General features: G+C 35.0%; 27 protein-coding genes and 2 tRNA genes. 13 read left to right on the forward strand and 16 right to left on the reverse strand.

Annotation, left to right across the window (positions count from 1 at the left end):
* Window positions 1-105 precede the first annotated feature (105 nt).
* The 5 genes from IWX84_RS05455 to IWX84_RS05475 all read left to right on the forward strand — a co-directional run bounded on the left by IWX84_RS05455 (window position 106) and on the right by IWX84_RS05475 (window position 1546).
* A tRNA-Gly gene (locus IWX84_RS05455) sits at window positions 106-181 on the forward strand.
* An 11-nt stretch (window positions 182-192) separates the two neighbouring features.
* A tRNA-Leu gene (locus IWX84_RS05460) sits at window positions 193-278 on the forward strand.
* A gap of 51 nt (window positions 279-329) precedes the next feature.
* Window positions 330-611, forward strand: a complete 282-nt coding sequence (locus tag IWX84_RS15540; protein WP_196849742.1) for a GIY-YIG nuclease family protein — start codon at window positions 330-332, stop codon at window positions 609-611.
* Window positions 612-706: 95 nt separating this feature from the next.
* A complete protein-coding gene (locus IWX84_RS05470) occupies window positions 707-988 on the forward strand; it encodes a GIY-YIG nuclease family protein (protein WP_196849743.1) in 282 nt (93 codons plus the stop codon).
* Window positions 989-1198: 210 nt separating this feature from the next.
* Entirely contained in the window at window positions 1199-1546 is a 348-nt protein-coding gene (locus tag IWX84_RS05475) for a DUF1508 domain-containing protein (protein WP_196849744.1), read from the forward strand.
* A gap of 161 nt (window positions 1547-1707) precedes the next feature.
* On the opposite strand, the gene IWX84_RS05480 is transcribed toward IWX84_RS05475, so the two are convergent.
* Window positions 1708-1950, reverse strand: coding sequence for a hypothetical protein (locus IWX84_RS05480; RefSeq protein ID WP_196849745.1), 243 nt, complete (start codon window positions 1948-1950; stop codon window positions 1708-1710).
* A gap of 282 nt (window positions 1951-2232) precedes the next feature.
* On the reverse strand, window positions 2233-3474 hold the full coding sequence (locus IWX84_RS05485) for a 3-deoxy-D-manno-octulosonic acid transferase (RefSeq protein ID WP_196849746.1): 1242 nt from the start codon (window positions 3472-3474) through the stop codon (window positions 2233-2235).
* A gap of 177 nt (window positions 3475-3651) precedes the next feature.
* On the opposite strand from IWX84_RS05485, the gene IWX84_RS05490 reads away from it, so the two are divergent.
* Complete coding sequence (locus IWX84_RS05490) at window positions 3652-4782, forward strand: DegT/DnrJ/EryC1/StrS family aminotransferase (RefSeq protein ID WP_196849747.1); 1131 nt, start codon at window positions 3652-3654, stop codon at window positions 4780-4782.
* Between the two features lie 54 nt (window positions 4783-4836).
* The gene (gene galE, locus IWX84_RS05495) at window positions 4837-5850 is read left to right on the forward strand and encodes a UDP-glucose 4-epimerase GalE (protein ID WP_196849748.1); all 1014 of its coding nucleotides are present in this window, start codon (window positions 4837-4839) and stop codon (window positions 5848-5850) included.
* A 92-nt stretch (window positions 5851-5942) separates the two neighbouring features.
* Here galE and IWX84_RS05500 read toward each other — a convergent pair whose 3' ends face one another.
* The 11 genes from IWX84_RS05500 to IWX84_RS05550 all read right to left on the reverse strand — a co-directional run bounded on the left by IWX84_RS05500 (window position 5943) and on the right by IWX84_RS05550 (window position 13976).
* Complete coding sequence (locus IWX84_RS05500; protein WP_196849749.1) at window positions 5943-6194, reverse strand: hypothetical protein; 252 nt, start codon at window positions 6192-6194, stop codon at window positions 5943-5945.
* A gap of 115 nt (window positions 6195-6309) precedes the next feature.
* Window positions 6310-7182 carry an ACP S-malonyltransferase gene (gene fabD, locus IWX84_RS05505; protein WP_196849750.1) on the reverse strand — a complete coding sequence of 291 codons (873 nt, stop codon included), beginning with the start codon at window positions 7180-7182 and terminating at the stop codon, window positions 6310-6312.
* 242 nt (window positions 7183-7424) lie between these two features.
* On the reverse strand, window positions 7425-7652 hold the full coding sequence (locus IWX84_RS05510) for a (4Fe-4S)-binding protein (protein ID WP_196849751.1): 228 nt from the start codon (window positions 7650-7652) through the stop codon (window positions 7425-7427).
* Window positions 7653-7654: 2 nt separating this feature from the next.
* Window positions 7655-8062 (reverse strand): OsmC family protein, encoded by a 408-nt coding sequence (locus IWX84_RS05515; RefSeq protein ID WP_196849752.1) that lies wholly within the window; start codon window positions 8060-8062, stop codon window positions 7655-7657.
* A gap of 36 nt (window positions 8063-8098) precedes the next feature.
* Window positions 8099-8374, reverse strand: a complete 276-nt coding sequence (locus IWX84_RS05520) for a GNAT family N-acetyltransferase (protein ID WP_196849753.1) — start codon at window positions 8372-8374, stop codon at window positions 8099-8101.
* Between the two features lie 21 nt (window positions 8375-8395).
* Window positions 8396-9112 carry a pirin family protein gene (locus IWX84_RS05525; protein ID WP_196849754.1) on the reverse strand — a complete coding sequence of 239 codons (717 nt, stop codon included), beginning with the start codon at window positions 9110-9112 and terminating at the stop codon, window positions 8396-8398.
* Window positions 9113-9287: 175 nt separating this feature from the next.
* Window positions 9288-9863, reverse strand: a complete 576-nt coding sequence (locus IWX84_RS05530) for a Crp/Fnr family transcriptional regulator (RefSeq protein ID WP_196849755.1) — start codon at window positions 9861-9863, stop codon at window positions 9288-9290.
* Window positions 9864-9868: 5 nt separating this feature from the next.
* Entirely contained in the window at window positions 9869-10195 is a 327-nt protein-coding gene (locus IWX84_RS05535; RefSeq protein WP_196849756.1) for a DUF6370 family protein, read from the reverse strand.
* Between the two features lie 2 nt (window positions 10196-10197).
* Window positions 10198-11358, reverse strand: coding sequence for a formate-dependent phosphoribosylglycinamide formyltransferase (gene purT / locus IWX84_RS05540; protein ID WP_196849757.1), 1161 nt, complete (start codon window positions 11356-11358; stop codon window positions 10198-10200).
* 258 nt (window positions 11359-11616) lie between these two features.
* Window positions 11617-12801, reverse strand: a complete 1185-nt coding sequence (locus IWX84_RS05545; protein ID WP_196849758.1) for a pyridoxal phosphate-dependent aminotransferase — start codon at window positions 12799-12801, stop codon at window positions 11617-11619.
* Window positions 12802-12878: 77 nt separating this feature from the next.
* Window positions 12879-13976, reverse strand: a complete 1098-nt coding sequence (locus IWX84_RS05550; RefSeq protein ID WP_196849759.1) for a fatty acid desaturase family protein — start codon at window positions 13974-13976, stop codon at window positions 12879-12881.
* Between the two features lie 108 nt (window positions 13977-14084).
* Between IWX84_RS05550 and rsmG the strand changes: the two genes are divergently transcribed.
* Complete coding sequence (gene rsmG / locus IWX84_RS05555; protein WP_196849760.1) at window positions 14085-14714, forward strand: 16S rRNA (guanine(527)-N(7))-methyltransferase RsmG; 630 nt, start codon at window positions 14085-14087, stop codon at window positions 14712-14714.
* A gap of 172 nt (window positions 14715-14886) precedes the next feature.
* Here the strand turns inward: rsmG and pruA are convergent, their stop codons facing one another.
* The 3 genes from pruA to IWX84_RS05570 all read right to left on the reverse strand — a co-directional run bounded on the left by pruA (window position 14887) and on the right by IWX84_RS05570 (window position 18540).
* Window positions 14887-16515 (reverse strand): L-glutamate gamma-semialdehyde dehydrogenase, encoded by a 1629-nt coding sequence (gene pruA / locus IWX84_RS05560; protein ID WP_196849761.1) that lies wholly within the window; start codon window positions 16513-16515, stop codon window positions 14887-14889.
* Between the two features lie 296 nt (window positions 16516-16811).
* The gene (gene apaG, locus IWX84_RS05565) at window positions 16812-17198 is read right to left on the reverse strand and encodes a Co2+/Mg2+ efflux protein ApaG (protein ID WP_196849762.1); all 387 of its coding nucleotides are present in this window, start codon (window positions 17196-17198) and stop codon (window positions 16812-16814) included.
* 82 nt (window positions 17199-17280) lie between these two features.
* Window positions 17281-18540, reverse strand: coding sequence for a DUF5103 domain-containing protein (locus IWX84_RS05570; protein WP_196849763.1), 1260 nt, complete (start codon window positions 18538-18540; stop codon window positions 17281-17283).
* Window positions 18541-18715: 175 nt separating this feature from the next.
* Here IWX84_RS05570 and IWX84_RS05575 point away from each other — a divergent pair, with 175 nt between their 5' ends.
* From IWX84_RS05575 to IWX84_RS05595, 5 genes are all read left to right on the forward strand, one after another.
* Window positions 18716-21526 (forward strand): M16 family metallopeptidase, encoded by a 2811-nt coding sequence (locus IWX84_RS05575; RefSeq protein ID WP_196849764.1) that lies wholly within the window; start codon window positions 18716-18718, stop codon window positions 21524-21526.
* Window positions 21527-21782: 256 nt separating this feature from the next.
* Window positions 21783-22187, forward strand: a complete 405-nt coding sequence (locus tag IWX84_RS05580) for a hypothetical protein (protein WP_196849765.1) — start codon at window positions 21783-21785, stop codon at window positions 22185-22187.
* A gap of 169 nt (window positions 22188-22356) precedes the next feature.
* Window positions 22357-22878 (forward strand): DUF6252 family protein, encoded by a 522-nt coding sequence (locus tag IWX84_RS05585; RefSeq protein ID WP_091202687.1) that lies wholly within the window; start codon window positions 22357-22359, stop codon window positions 22876-22878.
* Between the two features lie 95 nt (window positions 22879-22973).
* Window positions 22974-23201: a hypothetical protein gene (locus IWX84_RS05590; protein WP_196849766.1), complete on the forward strand. Its 228-nt coding sequence runs from the start codon at window positions 22974-22976 to the stop codon at window positions 23199-23201.
* A gap of 180 nt (window positions 23202-23381) precedes the next feature.
* Window positions 23382-26180 (forward strand): T9SS type A sorting domain-containing protein, encoded by a 2799-nt coding sequence (locus IWX84_RS05595; RefSeq protein WP_196849767.1) that lies wholly within the window; start codon window positions 23382-23384, stop codon window positions 26178-26180.
* Window positions 26181-26242 lie beyond the last annotated feature (62 nt).

Here is a 26242-nt window from a genome sequence, read left to right on the forward strand (position 1 = left end):
ATCTGTAAATTTTTTGTAAAAAAGGCTTGTGTAATTCAATAAATGTCCTAAATTTGCATCCGCAATACAGAACAAGTATCGCGGTTCTTTTTAAGAATTGAAAATGCGAAAATAGCTCAGTTGGTAGAGCGCGACCTTGCCAAGGTCGAGGTCGCGGGTTCGAGCCCCGTTTTTCGCTCCACACCACATAATGCTCGGATGGTGAAATTGGTAGACACGCTGGACTTAAAATCCAGTGAACAGCAATGTTCGTGCGGGTTCAAGTCCCGCTCTGAGTACTAGAAAAGCTTCAAACTACGTTTGGAGCTTTTTTTATAAAACAATTTTAAATGTATTTCATATATATAATTTATTCTAAAAAATTAGATAGGTATTACATTGGAACAACATGTAAAGTTGAAGTAAGATTTCGTGAGCATAATTCGGGGTTTTATAATGATTCATATACCGTAAAAGGGATTCCTTGGGAATTGAATTTAAGTTTTGAATGTGAGTCAAGTGAAAAGGCCTATAAGTTAGAGAAGTTTTTAAAAAGAATGAAGTCTAGGGTTTTTTTGGAAAAAGTCATAGTTGATCCGAATATTTTGTTAGATATTCAAAATAAATTATAATGTTTAAGGGGTTCAACTCCGAAGCTTCGGAGCCGCTCTGAGTACTAGAAAAGCTTCAAACTATGTTTGGAGCTTTTTTTATAAAACAATTTTAAATGTATTTCATATATATAATTTATTCTAAAAAATTAGATAGGTATTACATTGGAACAACAGATAAAGTTGAAGTAAGATTGCTTGAGCATAATTCGGGGTTTTATAATGATTCATATACCGTAAAAGGGATTCCTTGGGAATTGAATTTAAGTTTTGAATGCGAATCAAGTGAGAAGGCTTATAGATTAGAGAAATTTTTAAAAAGAATGAAGTCTAGAGTTTTTTTAGAGAAAGTGATCGTTGATCCGGATATTTTGTTAGATATTCAAAATAAATTATAATGTTTATAGGGGTTCAACTCCGAAGCTTCGGAGCCGCTCTGAGTACTAGAAAAGCTTCAAACTACGTTTGGAGCTTTTTTTATTTTATAGTAATTCCATTTAGATTTTATAGTTCTTAATAAAATGCGGCCTGTGTCGTTTTTTTGATGTGGTTTGGAAACAATTGTTGTCATTTAGAATTTGATGGCGTAATTCATTTTAAATAAGCCTATGGGAGCCTTTGTAATTAGTAAAAGATTTAATGACGAGTATAAATTTGTTTTTACTTCCAGAAAGGGAAAGATTATTTTTACTAGTTTGAGTTACGAACTTAAGTTTGAGTGTGAGGAAGATATTGAGAAGTTAAAAGAGAATGTCGACTCAGCAGATTTTTTAAAGTTTAAATCTTCCAATGGCAAGTATTATTTTAAATTGATGCTTAAGGGATGTCATCTTGCTATCAGTAGAAAATATACCACTTCATTGAGGCTTCAAAAAGGAATAGATGAAATTGTTCGCTATGGATCAATAGCCGAAATTTTAGATTTTTCGGTAAATGATTTTATTTTCGATGATTAGGCTTACTTGCGACGTGATGTATTAATAAAAAAGAGAGCAATGGGATTTTCCATTGCTCTCTTTTTTCTATCTATATGGCGCTTTAAAAACGTCAGTATAAATAATTAAAAAAGCCATCTCGCTAGGCGGATGGCTTTAAAATTTTTAGAATTGAATTCTAATTATTTTTTTGCAGCTTCAGTAGCAGTTGCAGCAGCTTTAGTAGCAGTTGCAGCAGCATCAGTAGCAACAGTTGAAGCAGAATCAACTACAGCAGCAGCAGAATCAACTACAGCAGCAGCAGAGTCAACAACAACAGCAGCAGAATCAACTACAGCAGCGTCAGAAGCAGGAGCTTCAGCTTTTTTACATGATACAACAGTTAAAACAGCAACTACAGCTAAACTTAAAAATACTTTTTTCATCTTACTTTATTATAAAAGGTTAATTATTAATTCGGGGCAAAGATATAAATTTTTTAATATGTAAAATATTTTTTTATTTTTTTTTTAAAAAATAATATTTAACCCCAACATTCTCATTACTAACAACTATTATGCCACGGGGATAATTTTGCTTAATATTCATGGTTATTTCAATGAATCATACTTGTCAGGCTTTTTTTATAATCTATTTTTATCCAATTATGGCGCAAAGTGTAACGAAATACAATAGATATTTAATGATTTAATGTGCTTAAAAAATTACTACAATTCAAAATTTGCAAGAGTATTCATGATAATAACGGTGGCTCCTTTGTTCATTTGTACAAAAGTGCTGCAGATATGACCTTTTTCTTGTCTCTCTACTTCAATTAGAATTAAGTCCCTAAAAGTGGTTTCTAATTCCTTTTTGTTGGAAATGGAAATACAGCCTTCAAGGTTCACTAGCGCCGTTGCTTCAGCAAAATGGGAGTAGTTTGGTCCAATAATTATCGGAACTCCATAAGTGGCCGGTTCGAGTATATTATGAACGCCAGGATTTCCAAAACCTCCACCAACATAAGCAATATCAGCATAACTGTAAATTTTTGTCAGTATCCCGATCGTATCAATGATAAAAACATCATAATCAGAAGGATTTCTGTCATTTTTTTCGCTAAACAGAACCGTTTTTTTAGTAATGCTATTTTTTAGTTGTTGAATTTGTTCTTCTTTTATGTTGTGCGGCGCAATTATAAATTTGACATTGTATTTATTGGAATTGATAAAATCAACTAATAAACTTTCATCTTTTGGCCATGAGCTCCCTACTACTATGGTTAGCGTGTCGTCTTTGAATTGCGAAATAAAATCTAAAGTATTGTCTTTTTCTAAAATTGCGGTAACTCTGTCAAAACGGGTATCGCCAGAAACGGCTACGTTAGTCTTGCCTAATTGCAGTAATAATTTCTTCGAGTTTTCATTTTGAACAAAAAAATAAGTGAAAGTGTCTAATGCTTTTCTGTAAAATCCACCATACCATTTAAAGAACATTTGATCTTCTCTAAAAATGCCAGAAATCAGAAAAGTGGGTGTGTTTAGTTCCTTAAGTTCATTCAAGTAATTCAGCCAATATTCATATTTAATAAAGAAAACCAGGTCAGGATGGACTATTTCCAAAAAATGTTTTGCATTTTTTTTGGTGTCCAAAGGTAAATATACCGTGGCATCCGCAACCGTATTGTTTTTGCGAACTTCATATCCCGAAGGCGAAAAAAATGTCACTACAATTTTGTGGGAAGGATATTTTTCTTTGATTTTTTCAATCACCGGAAGGCCCTGTTCATATTCGCCAAGCGATGCAGCATGAAACCAAATGGTTTTATCGGTAGGTTTTATTTTTTGTTCCAAAGTAGCAAAAACATCTTTTCGGCCTTCCACAAAAAGTTTAATTTTTGGACTGAAAAGAGCGACTAATTTCAAGGCTTGTGAAACAAAAATCACAAATAGATTATAAAGGAAAAGCATCGTTAAAAATTTGTGTGCTAAATTACATCACTTTAAATAATTTTCATTGTAATAAGTCATTAAATAACTATTTTTGTTCTTCGTTTCAAGAAAGCGTTTGTTGTGTTCCAGAACTTCAAGCTGTGAAAGAAAGTCATCCTTTGCTCCGTTTAAGGATAAATTTTAAAGAAAATCTCAATGAAAAAAATTCAAATGGTTGACTTAAAAAGTCAATATGATAAAATTGCAGCCACTGTAAATGCCTCTATTCAAGAAGTTTTAGATACCAATACTTATATTAACGGCCCAGAAGTTCATCAATTCCAAAAATCTTTAGAAGAATATCTAGATGTAAAGCATGTAATTCCTTGTGCAAATGGAACTGATGCTTTGCAAATAGCGATGATGGGATTAGATTTAAAACCGGGAGATGAGGTAATCACAGCCGATTTTACCTTTGCCGCAACTGTAGAAGTTATTGCTTTGTTACAATTGACTCCAGTTTTGGTAGATGTGGATTTAGTCAATATGAATATTTCTATCGAAGGAATAAAACGAGCAATTACTCCAAAAACCAAAGCAGTTGTACCAGTTCATTTGTTTGGACGTGCTGCAAATATGGAGGCAATTATGGCTTTGGCTGCAGAACACAATCTTTATGTTATTGAAGATAATGCACAAGCTATTGGAGCCAACTGTAATTTTTCTAATGGACCTAAAAAGAAAGCAGGAACGATAGGACATGTAGGATCAACATCATTTTTTCCGTCTAAAAATTTAGGATGCTATGGTGATGGTGGAGCAATTTTCACGAATGACGATGCCTTGGCACACAAACTTCGCGGAATTGTAAATCACGGAATGTACGAGCGTTATCATCATGATGTTGTGGGGGTTAATTCACGTTTAGATAGTATTCAGGCAGCAGTTTTAAACGCTAAATTACCTTTACTGGATGAATATAATAAAGCCAGACAAGATGCTGCCAGAAAATATTCTGCTGCTTTTGAAGGACATGAAAATATTGTTGCACCAAGTATTTGCGACATCTGTGACTGTCATGTTTTTCACCAATATACGTTGAGAATTATCAACGCGGATAGAGATGGTTTAATGCAACATTTGTTAGACAAAGGTATTCCATGCGCCATTTATTACCCGATTCCGTTACATGCGCAAAAAGCATACTTGGACGCAAGATATAAAGAAGAAGATTTTCCGGTTACTAATCAATTGGTCAAAGAGGTAATCTCTTTACCTATGCATACCGAACTGGATGACGAACAAATTAAATTCATTACCGATAGCGTTTTGGAATTTTTGAAATAACCCAGAGATGCGATTTATCGCGTCTATTTTTATGATATACAACAAAGAATTAAGATGAAAATAGTAGTAACAGGTGGTTTAGGATTTATAGGATCTCATACCGTTGTCGAATTACAAAACGAAGGGTTTGAAGTACTGGTTGTAGATAATCTTTCTAATACTTCCTTGAGTGTATTAGACGGAATTGAGGCGATTTCCGGAAAAATTCCCGCATTCGAAAAGCTGGATTTACGCGAGAAGGATAAAGTGCAGGATTTTTTCATGCGTCATCACGATATTTCGGGCGTAATACATTTTGCTGCTTCAAAAGCGGTTGGTGAAAGTGTTGAAAATCCGTTATTGTATTATGAAAACAATATCAATGCATTGGTGTATGTTTTGCAGGAATTACAAAAAAAACCCGAAGCAAGCTTTATTTTTAGCTCCTCTTGTACCGTTTACGGTCAAGCCGAAAAAATGCCTATTACTGAGGATGCATCGATTCAAACCGCGATGTCTCCGTATGGAAATACAAAACAAATAGGAGAAGAAATAATCACTGATGTTGCTAAAGTGTCTAATATTAGTGCCATTTTGTTGCGTTATTTTAACCCAATAGGCGCGCATCCTTCAGCTGAAATTGGCGAATTGCCTATTGGAGTTCCTCAAAATTTAGTGCCTTTTATTACTCAAACCGGTTTTGGTTTGCGCAAAGAATTATCTGTTTATGGCGATGATTATCCTACGCCTGATGGAACTTGTATAAGAGATTATATCCACGTTGTAGATTTGGCGAAAGCCCATGTTATAGCTTTGCAAAGACTATTGAACAAAAAGAATCTTGACAAAGTGGAGACTTTTAACTTAGGAACAGGAACAGGAAGTTCTGTACTGGAAGTTATTCAAACATTCGAAAAAGTTAGCGGTAAAAAATTGCCTTACAAAATCGTTGCTCGCAGAGAAGGAGATATTACTTCGGCTTATGCCAATACGGATAAAGCGAATACCGTACTGGGCTGGAAAGCGCAATCGACATTAGAGCAAGCGATGGAAAGCGCCTGGAAGTGGGAACAGAAAATTAGAAGTTAGATTTCAGGTTTCAAATTGCGGAAGGCAGATTCCAGATTTAAAAATAAAAAAAAATCCCAAATTATCGAGATGATAGTTTGGGATTTTTTGAATTACTTCTTAGCAGCTTCTTTTAATTTTTCCGCCGCATTATCAAGTTTTTCGGCACTTTTTTCAAGAACTTTAGCTGTTTTTGATTGAGTGGAATCAATTGCCGTTTCAACTTTTGTGGAAACAGTATCCATTTTTTGTTCTACTTCATCTCCTACGGCTTGTGAAGCATCTTCAATTTTATCTTTTGTTTTGTCTTGGCAAGAAATCATTGCAACAGCCATAAAAGCTAATGCTAAAATTGTTTTTTTCATTTTTGTTGTGTTTGAGGATTAATAAATATAACGTTTTATCCTGATGTTTTCCAAATATAAAAAAAATCCCCATCAACTTTCGCTTATGAGGATCATATATTTATTAAAACTGTAATTATGCGTTTGCAGTCACTGCTTCTTTGTTAATTTTTCCTATCAATCCAGCTAATACTTTTCCGGGACCAACTTCTGTAAAAAAAGTGGCGCCATCAACAATCATTTGTTGTACGGATTGTGTCCATTTTACTGGAGCTGTCAATTGTGTAATCAGGTTTTTCTTAATCTTAGCGGGGTCAGAAACAGCAGTTGCCGTTACGTTTTGATACACTGGGCAAATAGGAGTAGAGAAGGTAGTTGCTTCAATAGCTGCGGCCAGTTCTTCTCTTGCCGGCTCCATCATTGGGGAATGAAATGCGCCACCAACAGGTAATAACAAAGCTCTTTTTGCGCCAGCGGCTTTCATCGCTTCACAGGCTTTTTCTACTGCGGTGGTTTCTCCTGAAATCACTAATTGTCCCGGGCAGTTATAATTGGCAGCGACCACGATTCCGTCAATCGAAGCGCAAACTTCTTCCACGATGTTGTCTGCTAATCCTAAAACCGCCGCCATAGTCGAAGGTTTTATTTCGCAGGCTTTTTGCATCGCCAAAGCACGTTGGGAAACCAATCGCAATCCATCTTCAAATGATAAAGCACCATTCGCCACCAATGCTGAAAATTCTCCCAAAGAATGCCCCGCCACCATTTCTGGTTTGAAATCTTCCAAAGTTTTAGCTAAAATCACCGAATGTAAAAAAACCGCCGGCTGTGTGACTTTGGTTTCTTTCAATTCCTCGGCCGTACCTTCAAACATGATATCTGTGATGCGAAAACCTAATATGTCATTGGCTTTCTCGAATAATTCCTTTGCTAATGGGGAGTTTTCATATAAGTCTTTGCCCATTCCTGTGAATTGTGCGCCTTGACCTGGAAATACGTATGCTTTCATAAAATTTTGTTTAAAGTTTAAGTTTCAAGTTCTCAATATGAAGAGAAATTAAACCGACTGCAAAAATAGTATTTTTTTTAGGAGCACCAACTTTTGTTGGTCTTATGAGCATTCCTCCTGCTGTACGCTGCAATCTCTGCGAGGATTTCCGCTTCCATCAGGGCTAAAAAGAAACTGATTGGGATTTCAACAAACAAAAAAAGCGCTGTATTTCCACAACGCTTTTCTTTTCAAAATAATATTTATTTTTTATTCTCGTAATATGATAAGGCTCCCGATGGACATTTTTTTACCGTATCAATAATTTTCTCTGTCGAAGAACCTTCAATTTTAATCCAAGGTTTTTCTCTAGGCTGAAACACTTCCGGATTATTGCGTACGCAGTTGCCTGAGTGAATGCATTTTCCTGATTGCCATACCACGGTAACTTCACCATTGGTATATTCTTTTTTAATGTCTTTAGGATCCATAATTATAATTTGGTGTTAATGGTTATATTTCCTTTCAAAATTTTAGAAACGGGGCATTTATTTGCAATTATCAGTAATCGTTCTTTTTGTTCTGTAGTAATTTCTGTTGAGAAAGTAATACTTCTGGAGATGGTAGTTGTCAATTCATCCCCAGTTTCTTGTGTAGCATTTAATGTAATATTGATTTCGGGGATCACCCAGCCTTTCCGGTCAATATACATGCGCAAGGTCGACAAAGTGCAGCCTGCAAGAGAGGCGAGGAACATTGAGTATGGATCTGGACCAAGATCATTTCCATCTATACTTTTCGGTTCATCCATAATAAGCGAACCGTTTCTCCATGAAATGGTACATAAATATTTTTGTAATCCAATATGACCGGTGATGTCTTGTTCTAATAAATTTGTCATAATTTAATTTTAAATAATTAGTCGGTTCCGCGCTGATTACAAGACGTCTCTGAATTCGGGTGTTTTATCAAACACACTTTTGGCAAACGGACATAAAGGAAGAATGGAGATGCCTTTTTCTCGAGCAAATTCGACTGCTTTTTCTACCATCTTTTTTCCAAAACCCTTTCCGTTATTGCCCGGGTTTACTTCGGTATGATCAATGATGATTTTATTTTCGCCAGCAAAAACAAACGTCATTTTTGCTTCGATTTTATCCTCAATCATTACATAAAAGTATCCTTTTTTATCGTTGTATTCTAATTCAACCATTTCAGTGGTAATTATATTTTGTTATTGTTGCATTGGGATTTCCATCAATAAAAATTCCGCATCTGAAGTCGCTTTAATATCCAAAGAATTCGTGTCCCAAATCCCAAAACCATCTCGAGTCTCTAATTCTTGTCCGTTTATAGTTATAGTACCTGAAAGGATAAAGGCATAAACGCCATTTCCTTCTTTTTTAAAATTGTAAGGTACTGAAAAGTCTTTGTCAAATTTACCCAAATGAAACCAAGCATCCTGATGAATCCAAACACCGGCATCGTCTGCATTTGGTGAAAGAATTTGTTGCAATTTGTTTTTTCGGTCTTCAGGGTTTAAAGTGATTTGCTGGTAACGGGGTTCCACATTTTGTTGGTTTGGATAAACCCAAATTTGCAATAATTTTGTTCTTTGATCCGCATTCGGATTGAACTCAGAATGTTTTACTCCAGTCCCGGCGCTCATGACTTGAATATCGCCACTTTTAATGGTCTCGGTATTGCCCATGCTGTCTTTGTGCGCTAAATCGCCCTCAAGAGGAATGGTGATAATTTCCATGTTATCGTGCGGATGTGTTCCAAAACCCATTCCGGCTGCAATAGTGTCATCATTTAGAACACGAAGTGCGCCAAACTGAACTCTTTCAGGGTTGTACCAATTGGCGAAACTAAAACTATGATAAGCATTCAACCAACCGTGATCAGCATGACCACGTGTATTTGCTTTATGTATGATTGTATTTTCCATAATGTAATAAATTTAGTAATTATTATGATACAAATTTACAATCATTGAACGGAGTTGGCACTTAATGTAGATTAAGAAGTTAGTTTTCAGTTTTCAGTCGCAGTATTCAGTCATCCTGCAAACTGCAACTGTACTTATTCATTTTCACACTGCTACTGAAAACTGCGACTGAATACTACTTCTTAAGTAACCGACTTTTCATCTTGCTAAAGAATTCGGGTGTTACGCCAATATAAGAAGCAATTTGTTTTTGCGGTACTTTTTGAATTAGGCTAGGATATCTTTTGCAAAATTTTTCAAAGCGCTCTTCTGCTGATAAACTTAAATTATCCATCAATCGTTCTTGGTTGGCTACCAATGAATTTTCGGTTAGAATTCTAAAAAAGCGTTCGAGCTTCGGAATATCAACATACAATTGCTCTTGGTTCTCTTTTGATAACGAGAGTACTTCGGCGTCTTCTAAAACTTCAATAAAAAGATTGCCGGGTTTTTGCGAAATTAAGCTGTACATATCACCAATCCACCAGCCCTCACAAGCAAAATTTAAAACATGTTCTACAATGTTATCGCTGATATTGAAACTTCTCAAAATTCCAGAGTCTACAAAATAAGAATGTTTGCAAACTTGTCCTGAATTTAACAAAAGACTTTTGGCTTTAAAATGATGCGTTTCAATTTTAGACAAAAAAAGCTGCTCTTCTGCTGGAGTAAGAGTTACATGCTTGGTAATATTTTGAAGAATCAAAGACAACCTTGTTATTTTTTCTTTTCCTCAGGAAGTAATTTAAATTTTGAAACTACAAAACGGTTGTCTTTTATTTCACCAACAACTTCGGCTTTTCTAACAGCTGCACAAAAGCCGTCGTTCGCATGTGCATCACCATGAGAATCGATGGAAGTTCCGTCTACAAAATAACTTTTTCCATCAATACGGACTGCTAATTCACATCCTTTTCCTTCCATTCCAAATTGACATTGTCCGCAAGCAGCGTCGACAATTTGGGTTTTAGATTGGTCTTTTTTGTCTTGCGCACTTATTATTGCTGTAACAAATAAAAATGTGGCTACTATTAATTTTTTCATGATTATGGATTTACTTTTACTAAGGTAGCTGTTTTTTTGGCTTTTTCGACTATTTCTTCAATTGGCGTTTCTAAAGTATCATTGACTAAAACTACGCCCATTCTTCTAAATGGTCTTGCTGTTGGTTTGCCAAAGATTCTGAAGTCCGTTTTTGGTAAAGCGGCAATGTTTTCTATTCCAGAATACGTTGGATTTGTTGAATTTTCTGAAGCTAAAATAACGGCACTAGCTCCGGCTTTTTCTAATGTAATTTCGAAAATTGGTAAACTCAAAATGGCTCGTAAATGCAATTCGAATTCATTGAAGTTTTGCGTCCCGGCTAATGTTACCATTCCTGTATCGTGCGGACGAGGCGATAATTCCGAGAAATAAACCCCATCATCTGCCAAGAAAAATTCTACGCCAAAAAGTCCTGCGCCACCCAGAGCTTCGGTTACTTTTTCGGCCATGTCCTGTGCTTCGTATAAATCGGCATCTGAAATTCTGGCAGGTTGCCAGCTCTCCTGGTAATCACCGCGTTCTTGTCTATGACCAATAGGAGCACAAAATAAAGTTGGGTTGTTGTTTTGAACAACGGTCAATAAGGTGATTTCCGAATTGAATTTGACAAAGGCTTCTACAATTACTTCCACCACATCGCCACGGGATCCTTCCACGGCATACTTCCATGCTTTTTCAATATCGGCTTCGGTTTTTATGGAAGATTGTCCTTTTCCTGACGAACTCATTAATGGTTTTACTACGCAAGGCATTCCCACGGCTTCAACTCCTTTTCGTAATTCATCGGCAGTGGTGGCATATCGATAAGCGGCCGTTTTTAGACCCAATTCTTTGGCAGCCAAATCACGGATTGCTTTTCTATTCATCGTAAAGTTAGCCGCTTTCGCAGAGGGAACCACAGTAATACCTTGTCTTTCGTAATCGTAAAAACGTTCGGTGCGAATGGCTTCAATTTCAGGAACGATAATATCAGGTTTATGTTTCGCTACGATTTTGTCCAAAGCTTCTCCGTCCAGCATGTTGATGACTTCGTAACCGTGAGCAACTTGCATTGCCGGAGCGTTTTCGTAGCTGTCCACTGCAATTACTATTTGTCCGATGCGTTGTGCGGCGATTACAAATTCTTTTCCTAATTCGCCTGAGCCTAGTAAGAGTATTTTCATGTTTTTTGTTTTTTTGTAGGGAGAGGTTGCGACCTGTCCGTACAATCAATTGTTCGTGCACGGAATCTTTTTTCAGCGTAAGGGATAGAGGCGATATCCTCGTAGTGAAACGGAGAGATAAAGCCGAAAGCCCGACCTATGCTGTAACGATAGTGAAAGCATGGTTACGCCCAAATCATTTTATAAACAAAAATAGTTTAAAATCTAAAGTGTGAAACTTTAAACTTTAAACTATTTTAAACTTTAAACTAAATATTTTTATGCTACTGCTTCTTTAATTCTTCTTAATGCTTCTTTTAGTAATTCTTCGCTCGTGGCATAAGAAAAACGGATGCAATCTGGGTTTCCAAATGCGTCACCTGTTACGGTTGCTACGTTAGCTTCGCCCAAGAGGTACATCGAGAAGTCATTGGCATCTTTGATGAAAGTTCCTTTTAATGTTTTTCCGAAGAAAGAAGATACGTCTGGAAATACGTAAAAAGCACCTTCAGGAACATTGATTTTTATACCGGGAATATCTTTCAATAAACCAACCACTAAATCTCTACGGCTATGAAAAGCGTCAACCATATATTTTAAAACACTTGGATCAGCATCTACAGCCGTAATGGTAGCACGTTGTGCAATACTGTTAGCTCCGCTAGTTACTTGGCCTTGAATTTTGGTACAAGCTTTAGCGATAAATTCCGGTGCGCCAATGTATCCAATTCTCCATCCTGTCATGGCAAATGCTTTTGCAACACCGTTTACAGTAATAGTTCTTTCCAACATTCCTGGAATTGAAGCGATACTGCAAAAATTTCCAGAGAAATTGATATGCTCATAGATTTCATCGGCAACCACGTAAACATTTGGATATTTCTCCAATACTTTAGCTAAAGCGGTCAATTCTTCTCTATTGTACACAGAACCACTTGGATTACAAGGTGTGCTGAACCACATCATTTTTGTTTTTGGAGTGATGGCAGCTTCTAATTGTTGTGGTGTAATTTTGAAATCACTTTCTATAGATGTAGGAACTTCTACGGGAACTCCACCTGATAATTTTACAATTTCGAAATAACTAACCCAGTACGGTGCAGGTAAAATTACTTCGTCACCGTCATTTAACATTACTTGTGCAATGTTGTATAAGGATTGTTTTGCTCCAGTTGAAACTACAATTTGGGATGGTTTGTATTCTAAATCATTATCTCTTTTGAATTTTCTACAGATTGCTTCTTTTAATTCGGCATAACCTTCTACTGGAGAATACGTGCTATAGTTTTCATCGATGGCGCGTTTAGCAGCTTCTTTAATGAAGTCGGGCGTATTGAAATCGGGCTCACCTAAACTTAAACTGATAATATCTTTTCCTTGTGCTTTTAATTCTCTGGCCAAAGCAGCCATTGCTAATGTTTGCGATGTCGATAAGTTGTTAATTCTATCTGAAAGTGGATTCATTGTAATAGGTTGTAGTTAGTTTTTTATTTTATTTATTCTATTGTAGAGAGGTACTGCAGTGCGTTTTTACGGAACAATTACGCACTGATAGCTGGTTTTTGTCCTAACTCTTTCAAATGTTTGAAATGAGCAACAACGGCACTTCGCATTGTTTTGTATTCGTAATAAGGCAAGTTGCATTCTTGAGCAGTTTCTTTCACAATTTTTGCAATTTTACCGTAGTGAACATGACTTATATTTGGAAAAATATGATGTTCTATTTGGTGATTTAATCCACCGGTGTACCAGTTTACGATTGCGTTTTTTGGAGCAAAATTTGTTGTGGTGAATAATTGGTGAATAGCCCAAGTATTATCCATTTCGCCCAATTCATTTGGAGACGGATTAGTTGTTTCGTCCACAACGTGTGCCAATTGAAATACAATACTTAAAATTAAACCAGCGGTGTAGTGCATGATAAAAAATCCAATAAGAACTTTCCACCATGTAATTCCAATAACTATTGGTAAAACAATCCAGATAGAAATGTAAATTATTTTAGTAATGATTAATGTGGTCCATAGTACTTTCGGACTTTTTAATTCTCCGTACGATAATTTCCTTTTTATATAATTACGCATCTGTTTAAAATCGGTGGTGATAGCCCAATTGAAAGTTAGCAATCCATATAAAAATACAGAGTAATATTGTTGGAAACGGTGGAAGTTATGCCATTTTGCGTCTTTTGTAAAACGAATAACACGTCCTGCGTCTAAGTCCTCATCGTGACCCGGAATGTTTGTATAGGTATGGTGCAAAACGTTATGTTGTACTTGCCAATTGTGAACATTTCCTGCCAAAACATAGATAGTTCCGCCCATGAATTTATTAACCCAGTTTTTATTAGAATAGGAACCATGATTACCATCATGCATCACATTCATTCCCACTCCAGCCATACCTATACCCATGACAATTGTCAATAATAAGTGCGCCCAAAAAGGCATATCAAGGGTTAGGATAAGAAAATAGGGTGCTAAAAAAACAGTGATCAGAATAATGGTTTTCAAATGAAGTTTCCAATTCCCTGTTTTTGAGATGTTGTTTTCCTTAAAGTAGTTGTTTACCCGTGAGTTAAGTGTTCTAAAAAACTTTAGATTGTCTTGCTTTGCAAAAGTAGGAGCGGTCTGGTTCATATAAATTTTAAATAATTCCCAAAGATAAATATTATAAATTTCAACTCTGCAAAATTGAGTTAAATATTTCAGACTTAAAAATAGTACTTTTGTTAAAAAAATTGAACGATGGACGAGATTCTTAAGTATTTTCCTAATTTAACCGATATTCAAAAAGAGCAATTCGAAAAATTGAATGTTCTTTACCACGATTGGAACGAAAAAATCAATGTCATTTCTAGAAAAGATATTGACTCTTTGTATACCAAACATATTTTACATTCTTTGGGAATTGCCAAAATTATAAAATTCGAACCTGGAACGTACGTTCTTGATGTGGGAACTGGAGGCGGATTTCCTGGTATTCCTTTGGCGATTCTTTTCCCGGAAACACGTTTTCATTTGATTGATATTATAGCCAAAAAAATCAAAGTGGTTCAGGCTGTTGCCGAAGGGTTAGAGTTGAAAAATGTAAAAGCGGAACAATTGCGCGCCGAACTGGTGAAAGGCGATTTCGATTTTATCGTGAGTCGAGCGGTAACGAATATGCCTGATTTTGTTTCTTGGGTGAAAGACAAAATCAAAAAGAAAAATAAGCACGAACTGAAAAATGGGATTCTGTATCTAAAAGGCGGTGATTTAACCGAAGAATTAAAGGATTTTCCAAAAGCCACTCAATACGATTTATCCGACTATTTTGAAGATGAGTTCTTTGAGACTAAGAAAGTCGTTCATGTACCGCTGAAGTTTACGAGTTAGGTCATTACGATGAACGAAGCAATCGCATTTGTTACTCTCATCATGCGATTGCTTCGTTCATCGCAATGAAAATAAAAAAACAAACCCCACAAGAATCGAGTTCTAGTGGGGTTTGTTATTTATAAAGTTTTTAAGGCTTTCGACTTTTGACTTTCTAACTTTAAGACTAATTTTACTCTCCTAAATACGGATATCTATAATCAGTTGGCGTAATGAAAGTTTCTTTAATAGTTCTTGGCGAAGCCCAACGCAATAAGTTCAATGCAGAACCTGCTTTGTCATTCGTTCCTGAGGCTCTTGCACCACCAAAAGGCTGCATTCCAACTATGGCTCCTGTAGGTTTATCGTTGATATAGAAATTACCGGCAGCATTTTGCAATTTGGTAGTCGCTTGTTCAATAGCATAACGGTCTGTACTAAAAACTGCACCGGTTAAAGCATATTCTGAAGTGGTGTCTACTAATTCCAAGGTTTCTTCCCATTTGTCGTCTTCGTAAACGAAAATCGTCATTACAGGTCCGAATAATTCGGTTTCCATCGTAGAATAATGTGGATTTGTCGTAACGATAATGGTTGGTTCAACAAAGTAACCAACAGATTTGTCATAATTTCCTCCAACGATAATTTCAGCATCAGCATCTTTTTTGGCTTGGTCGATAAAACCAGCCAATTTGTCGAACGAACCTTCGTGAATAACTGCTGTGATGAAATTTCCAAAATCTTCCGGAGAACCCATTTTCATCGATTTGGTATCGGTGATTAATTGTTCTTTGATTGCTGGCCACAAACTTCTAGGAACATACGATCTTGAAGCTGCAGAACATTTTTGACCTTGATATTCAAAAGCACCACGAACAATTCCTGTTGCCACTTGTTTTGGATTCGAACTTGGATGTGCGATGATAAAATCTTTTCCACCAGTTTCTCCTACAATCCTTGGGTACGTTTTGTAATGGTGAATATTAGTTCCAATTTTTGCCCAAATATCTTTAAACACATGAGTTGAACCTGTAAAGTGAATTCCTGCAAAATCACGACTTGCCAAAACAGTATCCGTAATCATTAAAGCATCTCCAAAAACGACGTTGATAACGCCATCAGGAACTCCTGCTTCTTTAAATACTTCAATAATGATTTGTGCAGAGAAAACTTGACTGTCGCTCGGTTTCCAGATTACAACATTCCCCATCATTGCAGCACTTGCAGGAAGATTTCCGGCAATAGCGGTAAAGTTAAATGGAGTAATCGCGTATACAAAACCTTCAAGAGGTCTGTACTCTAAACGGTTCCACATATCCGAATTGGATTTTGGCTGGTCATTGTAAATTTGCGTCATAAATTCTACGTTGAAACGTAAAAAATCGATCAATTCACAGGAAGCATCAATTTCGGCTTGATGGATATTTTTTGATTGCGCAATCATTGTTGCAGCATTTATTCTTGCTCTGTATGGACCTGCAATCAATTCAGCTGCTTTTAGGAAAATAGCGGCACGTTGTTCCCAAGCCATATTTGCCCACGCCGTTTTTGATTCTAATGCATTTGCAATTGCTTTTTCAACATGAGCTTTTTCGGCTAAATGATAGGTTCCTACGATGTGCTTGTGATCGTGAGGAGCGGTCATGTTTTTAGTGTTTCCAGTTCTAATTTCTTCGCTTCCAATATATAATGGCACATCGATTTTAGAATTCCACATTTTTGTGTAAGCTGCTTGAACAGCTGCTTTTTCTGGTGAATTTGGCGCGTATCCTTTTACTGGTTCGTTTACCGCTTTTGGTACATGAAAAAATCCTTTTAACATATTTGTAAAATTATAAAATTAGAAATCCTTGTAGTGTGTTTTTTAAATAATGCACAAAAGTACGAAGGATTGTTTAAAGAAATGACATTTAATGCTGTAAACTAAAAGCACTAGATTTAGATGGTAGTGTTTTAGCCCAGATAGAAATGGAAAGCTTTTTGTGGTCTCGTTATATTTTTTCTTGTGAAATAAGAGCGACTTTAGAAGCTCCTTATTTTACTTAGAAAAAAATAAATGAGGCGACGAAAACTTGAAATGGATAGCTGGATTAGCTTCTAAAGAAACTGGAAAAAATCCTAATTTAAAGCGAAAGGAGCACACAGTCTAAAAGTAGGCACAATTACTTTAAAGTTTTTTGTGGTGGTAAAATTGATCATGTTGAAATAACCTTTCATCGCGCCATAAGGCGATGACAGCAAACAACCTGAACTGTAAGTGTGAAATTCGCCTGGTTTTAGCACTGGTTTTTTACCAATTATACCTTCGCCATCTACGATTTCTGAATCATTTAGGGAGTCGAAAATTTCCCAATGACGAGAAATTAATTGAACGGAATCTTTACTGTGATTTTCGATTGTAATTTGATAACTAAAGGCAAAATGGATCTTATAGTTCTTGAAGTAGGTGCCTTCAAAACTAGTCAATACTGATATTTTTATGCCTCTTGTTATTTGAGAAACCATAATAAATAAATGATTTAGGTGCTTAATACTGACAAATTTACAAAAATTTGATTTCGTAGAGCCAATTTTAGAAAAGTTTTTTTTAGTTGATGATGTTTAACGAATTAGCGACTCCTTTCCCAATTACTCGATCATAGCGATCATTGTTTTCGCGGTAATAAACGATTATAGAATATTCATTTTCTGTTTGATAGAAATTTCCGTCAATTGCATTTTCATCGTCAATAATTCCTTTGTTGTCTGCAACTGTATATTTGAAATTTGTAAATCCTTGTTTTATTAAAATGGCTTTTTCATAGATTCCTTTTTGGGCATTGAAATCCATTTTATATTCGGGTGTCAGGTTGTAATTGTTGAACATGCCGGTAATATATATGTCTTTGCTCAGCCTGAAAGTTGGTGCCGAAAGACTAAAATAAACCCAAGCATAATCACCCTCAATTTCATTATTGGCGGCATTTAGATTCTTAACAACAAAATTTCCGTTGATATCTTCTGTTACGGAATAAGGGAAATTAGTTCGGGCATTATTGGTGTATAGATACGAACTGTAGATTTCATTATTTGAATTTACTCGGGCAACATTATTATTTGCAGCTCTAATGTCTTTGTTTTCAAAATAGCAGAACTCATTTCCTGCCCAAAATTGGGTTTCAGCATCATATTTGTAAATTAAATCGTTGGCAATGGTGTATTGCGGAACGATATTTTTAACAGCATTATTGAACTGTCCGTTTTGAAGTAAAACTACTTTTATGTTTTTCAACGGATTTTGAAATGTAATCGTATTTGATTTTACCGCAAATTCCAAGTTGTGTTTAAAATCTAAATTGCTGACCGTTCGGGCTCTTTTTACCTGAATAGGAACGGTTGCCACATCTTCATAAAAGATGAATTTTCTGGAGAAAACAACTTCTTTTTCTTCATTTAAAACTTTCAGTATATAATTTCCGCTAATTAATAATTGAGTAACTTGATTAGGAATTGATAGTTTGTAATGCGAATAGATTTGTAAAGTGTTGAATGAATTAGTGTAATCTGAAATTCTTTGATTGTCAAAACCTTTTAAGTATTCGCTTTTAGGAATTTCCGAATGCTTCCAGTTATAATCGCAATGGGTAATTTCATAATAATAGTTGGCCTCGTTACCAAAAAGATCATCAAATTGTAATTGAAATCCTTCTCCTAGTTTAAAAATCGGAATTACATTTTGATTGCTTTGCGTAAAAGAAACTGTTTTTATATTATAAGGTGACGCTATTTCTTTTTCTACTTGCGCGAAAGTGCAATAGAATGAAAAAAGCAGGAATAACGAAAATATTTTGAGAGCGGTTTTTGTCATCTTATTATAGCACTTAAATAATGTAAATATAGTGATTAGGATTCATTTTAATTAGACCGACTTTCTACGCGAAATAAAAATTTTTATTTGTGAGTAATTTCTGTTAAATATTTCATAATAATCGATTGTATGCAAAGTTATCTGTTTAGTTTTGAATAAAAATAAACCAAACTTTATGAAACAACTTAGTAAGTTAGCTTTAGGGATGTTGCTCATTCCCGCAGCGATTTTCGCACAGGAAATTGATTACTCAAAAACAATTCCTTTTAATTCCAGTGTAAAAACCGGAAAACTTAAAAATGGATTAACCTATTACATCAAGAAAAATGCCAAACCTGAGAATAAAGTCGATTTGAGACTTATTATCAATGCCGGTTCAATTCTAGAAAATGACGATCAACAAGGATTGGCTCACTTTATGGAGCACATGAGTTTTAATGGGACGAAGCGTTTTCCAAAAAACAAATTGGTTGATTATTTACAAAGTATTGGTGTGAAATTCGGGCAACATTTAAATGCTTACACAAGTTTTGATGAAACGGTTTATTTTCTTCCAATACCGTCAGACAGTCCGGAAAAATTAGAAAATGGTTTTAATATCATTGAAGATTGGGCTTTTAATGCCAACTTGACTCCTGAAGAAATTGATAAAGAAAGAGGTGTTGTTCTTGAAGAATACCGTTTGGGTTTAGGGGCTCAAAAAAGAATGATGGGACGTTATTTGCCAAAAATGATGTACAATTCACATTACGCAGATCGTTTGCCAATTGGTAAAAAAGAAATCTTAGAGAACTTTAAATACGACAAAATTGTAAGTTTTTATAAAGACTGGTACCGACCAGATTTAATGAGTGTTATTGTTGTTGGCGATATTGATGTGGCCGAAATGGAGAAAAAAGTGATTGCTCACTTTTCAAACTATCAAAATCCGAAAAATGAAAAACCCAGAAAAACTTTTGAGGTACCCAATCATAAAGAGACTTTCGTAGCAATTGAAAGCGATAAAGAGGCGACAAGCGCACAAGTACAGTTAGTGTATAAAGATTCTGGCTTGCCAAAACCGGTAGTTACTTTGAAAGATTTTAAAGATGATTTGGTTGAAGGATTGTTCACCACCATGTTAAACAATAGATTGAATGAATTGACAAATGCTGCAATACCTCCTTTTATTTATGGATATTCCTATCATGGGGGAACTTATGCTAGAAATAAAAAAGCGTATCAATCTATTGCAATGTCACAAGAAGACAAGCAAATAAGTGCTTTGAAGGTGTTAGTTACTGAGAATGAAAGAGCGAAAAAATTTGGATTTACCCAAGGAGAATTAGATCGATCAAAAGCAGAGTTTATCGCCACTATCGAAAAATCGTTCAATGATAGAAGCAAAACAAATTCTGAAAATTTTGTAGCGGAATATCAGGCTAATTTCTTAGAAAAACAGCCTACTCCAGGAATTGAATGGACATTTGCTACCATGAAACAACTTTTGCCTACAATTGGGTTAAATGATGTTAATGGCTATATTAAGGAATATATCAAAGATGATAATCGCGTTATTGTTTTAACAGGGCCGGAAAAAGCGGGACTTAAAAAACCTTCAGAGCAAGACGTTTTGAATGCATTGAAAGTGAATGTTGATGAAATTAAACCTTATGAAGATGTGGCTGTGGCCAAGGGTCTTATAAGACAAGATATTGTTTCTGGAACTATCGTTAAACGTGAGAACAATGATAAAATTGGGACAAAAACGTTATTTTTATCTAATGGAGCAAAAGTTACTTATAAAAATACCGACTTTAAAAATGATGAGATTCTTTTTGAAGCAGTAAGTTTCGGTGGAAGCAATTTGTATTCAAATGATGAAATGAAAAAAGTTCAATTTGCTAATGGAGCCTTGGCAGAAGCCGGATTCTCAGGATTAAAATTGAATGATATCAATAAATTTATGACGGGTAAAATTGCACGAGTAAGTCCATATATTGGTAGTGCTACCGAAGGTTTAAGAGGGAATGCCACTCCCAAGGATTTAGAGTATTTGTTCCAAATGACGTATGCGTACTTCACGGATTTAAACTATGATCCTGAAGCTTTTGAAGGCTTTAAACAAAAGCAGTCTAGTTTCTTTAAGAATATGGCTTCGCAACCACAAAACTATTTTCAACAAGAGTTTTATACTTATCTGAATAAAGAAAATCCAAGATTCAACGGAATTATGCCGACGGATCAGTCGTGGGCTGCAACAGATTACAAGTTAGCCTACACTAAATACAAAGAGCGTTTTGCCAACGCTGCTGATTTTGAGTTTTATTTCGTTGGAAACATTGACGATAAAATTATGGAAGCATATGCCGTAAAATATTTAGCATCTTTGGCTACTACTAATAAAAAAGAGAAAGCAGTAGATTTAGGATATAGAATGTTGAAAGGAGATTTGAAAAAAGTGGTTAATAAAGGAACAGATCCTAAAAGTAATGTAACTATTATGTATTATGGAGATGCAAAATATTCTGCTAAAGATGCCATGAGTATGCAAGCTTTAGGTGAAGTTTTGACAATAAAACTAATTGAACAATTACGTGAAAATGAAAGTGGCGTTTATGGTGTTTCGGCACGAGGAAGTTTAAATAAAATTCCAAATGGATCCTACAACTTTTCAATTGGGTTTCCATGTGGACCAGATAATGCTGAAAAATTGACAGCTTCTGCTTTAAAAGAACTTCAAAACATTATTGATAAGGGACCAGATGAAAAAGATGTGGCTAAATTTAAAGAAGGGGAGCTGGCTGATTTCAGAAAAGATAGTAAAGAAAATAGATATTGGTTGTCTAATTTTACTAAATCCTATACGAATGGAAGCAGCGCTGAAGAAGTTTTGAAATTTGAAGAAACGGTCAATTCGGTAACGGCTAAGGATATGCAAGATATTGCAAAAAAATACCTTACAAAAGATAAAGTAATTGGAATACTAATGCCGGAAAAAAAATAAATCAATTTAATTATAAACTAAAAACCTGCTAAAATTAACTTTAGCAGGTTTTTTTTATGGTAGAAATTATAGTAGGACGATTCGCTGTAATTATTAACAATAACAGACTTTAAATACAAACACATTGGAGTTAAAGTAATTATTAATTAACACCGCACTTACATTAACTTGTTGCAAGAAAGACGACAGCAAACCACAAAACCCAATAGACCAATTACCTCCTGCTACACAAATTGGCGCAAATACTGCTGGATGCTTGTTAGATGGAAAAGCCTTTTTACCAAAGGGCTATTTACCTACAGGTAATTTAGTTTGTAATTATATTGATGGAAAAGATTTCACTGTTAACCTCGCTCAAAAACTAAATAATCAAACAATATTAATAGGCATTATAAGCAATAATCAAAGTTTAGTTGTTGGTCAAACGTACATTTTAAAAGAATATGGAGCAAATTCTCAATTTGGGGAATATAATATATATCAAAATATTGGAGATTTGCGATATAAAACAACTTCAACAATCACAGGCGAACTAAAAATAACCAATCATAATTTTAATAAAGCAATACCGTCTGGTACTTTCTGGTTTGATGCAATAAACTCTGAAGGGGAAAAATACAAGTACGCGATGGTCGATTTGATAGGGAATATTAAAAATTAATTATAAAAAGTAAGATTGGCAAAAAGATAATTTTACAAAGATCAAATTAAACAACACCTCACATTTATATAATTTAAAAAATCATTAAGATCAAATAGTTGCAATAAAATTAACTAAAAATTAACACGTAAAAAGTATATATATTTTATTTTTAACAAAAACTTAACCAATGAAAAACCTACTATTTTTATTCGCAACAGTTCTTATATTAAGTTGTTGCTCTACAGATGACAACAAACCGAAAAAGCCAATAGACCAACTACCTCCTGCTACACAAACAGGTGCAAATACTGCTGGTTGTTTAATAAATGGTGAAGCATTTTTACCAAAAGGAACTGGAATAATATTAAATTGTTTATATCAAGACGGATTGAATTTTGGATTAAGAATTACTGAAAATATGAATGATACTTCAAGATCAATTTATATCTCAACTTTAAATCAAAATTTAGAAATAGGTAAAATATACGACTTACAGGAATATAATTCTAAATGGGGGCAGTTTGTTGTATTTACGGGAGGTATCGGTAAAGATGATTACAGAACAACCTTAACAATCACTGGCGAACTAAAAATCACTAATCATAATTTTAGCAAAGCAATACTATCGGGAACATTTTGGTTTGATGCTGTAAACTCAAAAGGAGAAAAAATTCAAGTTCGTGAAGGTCGCTTTGATATGGAATATTAAAACTAATTATAAAAAAGTAAGATTGGCAAAAAGACAGTCTTACCAAAATCAAATTGAACAATATCTCATCTTTATTTAATTTAAAAAACAAATTTATGAAAAAAATTACATTCCTCCTTTTTGCTTTTTTATTTTCTATATTTTCAAATGCGCAACAAGACATCAATACGACTTTTGCAACACAAATGAACACTGTATTTGGATCGCTGGACAAAACCAAAATACCACACGGTATTCTGCTCGATTATGGTATGGAGTTTACCAATGTACCTGCTTACAATGGTACACTTACAGATAGTACGTATTCAGACAAATCTAGTTAAAATCAAATTTATAACACATTACTTTCTAGCAGAGTACGAGAAGTAAGTACGGCCTGGATAACTCCTACAGAATATGACAACAGATGGAACGGCAATAGATCAATAGGTGTTATCGCCTTGAGTGGGCTGTATTTTAAGTACGCTCAATTTGCAGATAATGCCCTTACGACTAATAAGATTATGTTGTCCAACAATAAATTTTATGACAAGGTAATCAACGGAGTATGGCAAAATCCATATCAAGAGTTGCAAACTTTTGCAATGGCAGCGCCCATCAAGCAATATGATGAATTGACTATGCAAGTAAAAATTCCTTCCAATATATTTATCTCTAATTATCAAAACCTAATAACAAGCATACAAATAGATTTTGATAATGGACAGGGATACGTAACAGTGACGTATAACCAAAACATTACGGTTAATTATACCACATACGGGACAAAAATTTGGAAATACAAACTGAATCTCAGTAATGGTACAGCTTTGTATAACCAATCAAGGATGAAAATAGGCAAAAATCAGGTAAATGGACAAACAGGACCTCCAGTTCCTCCACCCTGCCAAACCTGTAGAATTTCTCCAACAGAAAGCCCAATAAGTATAACAGCTGCAATTCCTTATCTAGGCGGATTAGGAACTGTAAAGCTGACGATTGATTATGCTGGGGATCCTAGTCAGGGACTTAAGAGACCGCTAATTGTAGCCGAAGGATTTGATCTTGGTGTAGTTTTGAATCCTGAAAAAGCATATGGGAATAATACCTATTCTGGAACATTTCAACCAAGTCTTCTTGAAAGCGGAGTTGAATTAAAAAATCTACTTTACGAAGACTACAAACAATACGACATTGTCTATGTAGATTGGAATAATGGCGTAGATTATATGCAACGTAATGCTTATGCCCTTGAGGCGGTCATAAAATACGTGAATGACCGTAAAGTTTTGAGCGGGAGTACCACTAAAAATGTAGTTTTAGGACAAAGTATGGGTGGTGTTATTGCTCGTTATGCCCTTGCAGATATGGAGCAGCGAGGCGAAAATCATCAAACCAGTCTGTTTATATCACACGATGCACCGCAACAAGGGGCTAATATTCCGATTTCTTTTCAGTATATGTTTCGTCACCTTAAAAGTCAGTATGTAAAATCTCCTTTACTATTGTATGGTGGTGAAGTTTATCTTCCCATGAATACAGATACCCAACCTGTTTCTTCTTATTTGTCTATTCTCGACGCTCCAGCTTCTAAACAATTAATCGGCAATTTTGTAAATTCTAATTACGCAATAGACAATTGGGAAAACACCTCATTCTATGATGAATTAAAAGGAAAAGGGCTTGCAAATAGTGGTGGCTATCCGTTACAATGCAGGAATATCGCGATCAGTAATGGTAGCGAATGCGGTACAACTCAAAACTTTAATCCAGGTGATGACTTGGTCAATATTCAATTAAACAAAGGATTGTCTTTTTGGGGTGATTTATTCAGTTTGATTTACAATCCTTTAGGAGGATATATTGGTGGAACATTTGTAGATTCTGATCTTTATGGGGTAGCAGTTTTAGGACTATTCCCTGGGCACTCAAAATACAATGTCGATTTTAAAGCTAAATCATTATATGATACTTCCGGTAACGAGATTTACAAAGGACGTATGTCATATACCAAGAAAATTCTTTGGGTTTTAAATGTCACGGTTGATATTACTAATGTAACAAAAAACCAACCTTTGGGAATTTTACCTTTTGATACTTATGGAGGTGGCTATTTTGATACAAATACTCTAGCTGGAACTGTTAATAGCCCAAATCTAATTATAAAAGATCGTTTTGGTTTTATTCCAACAGCAAGTGCTCTAGATATTGGTAAAAGAAACATAACCTTAATAGATGAAGACTACAAAAAATCATATGTTGGGGCAATACCACTTGTTTCTCCCAAAAATAGTCCGTTTGCCAATTTCGTCACAGATTTTGATATAGTAAACCCAAACGCACACAACAAACAACACATTTCATTTAATCCCAGAAATGGAAAATGGCTAGCATCTGAACTAAACGCATTGAGCAATCCGTATACTAATCCAGAATTAGCAAATTGTTCCTTTATGTGTTCAGGAAATTCAGCATCACAAATCACTGGAAACGATGCCGTTTGTGGGACGAGTGTTTTTTCAGTTCCAAGCGGTGCTGATTCATATAATTGGTCTATAACCGAAGGTGGGTATCTTGCTAATTTAACGGGTAACAACACGTCGACTGTAACCCTAACAATTAATAATGGAAGTGGTTACGTAACTCTGCAAGTAATATATGGTAATGCTATTTGTGGTGGCATTACAATAACTAAAAGAATTTGGGTAGGTGCGCCACAAATTACAGGACTAATTTGTCCAAATCAATCTACAATATGTAGTGGCACTTTTTGCCAGCAAGAACTAGGGTTGCCTTCTTTTGATTTAACAAATAATGTTGAGGCAAGTGTTATCGGTATGACTGATTTAGAAATTGGAGAAAAAACAAATTGGGAATGGGAAAGAATTAATGCAAACATTGTAATTGCTCAAGACACTAGGGGAAATGAAATTTATATAGCTCCTAATTATATTGGACAAACAGGTGTTAGAGTTCGAGCTAAAAATAATTGTGGGTGGAGCGAATGGAGTGAGTTGTATTTTGAAGTTGTCGATTGTAGCAATAATTTAATGAGACTATCAGAAGACGAAAAAACATTTTTGGTTTATCCAAATCCTTCAAATGAAAAAGTAAACATAGACTTAAGAGATGCAAATAATCTTCCGGAAAAGAATGCTAAGATTTCAGGAGAATTATTTGATATTATGGGAAAATCAAAAGCCAAAATTCAAATTAAAGATAATAGAGCTTCATTTTTTGTTAGTGGTTTAAATAAGGGAGTTTATGTTTTAAAAATTTATATAAATGGTAAAATAGAAAGCCATCAAATTGGAGTTAAATAAACCAATTTATTTATAAACTAAAAACCTGCTAAAGTTGAATTCAGCAGGTTTTTTTATGGTGA

This window comes from Flavobacterium sp. CG_9.10 (genome assembly GCF_015752245.1).
Lineage (GTDB): Bacteria > Bacteroidota > Bacteroidia > Flavobacteriales > Flavobacteriaceae > Flavobacterium.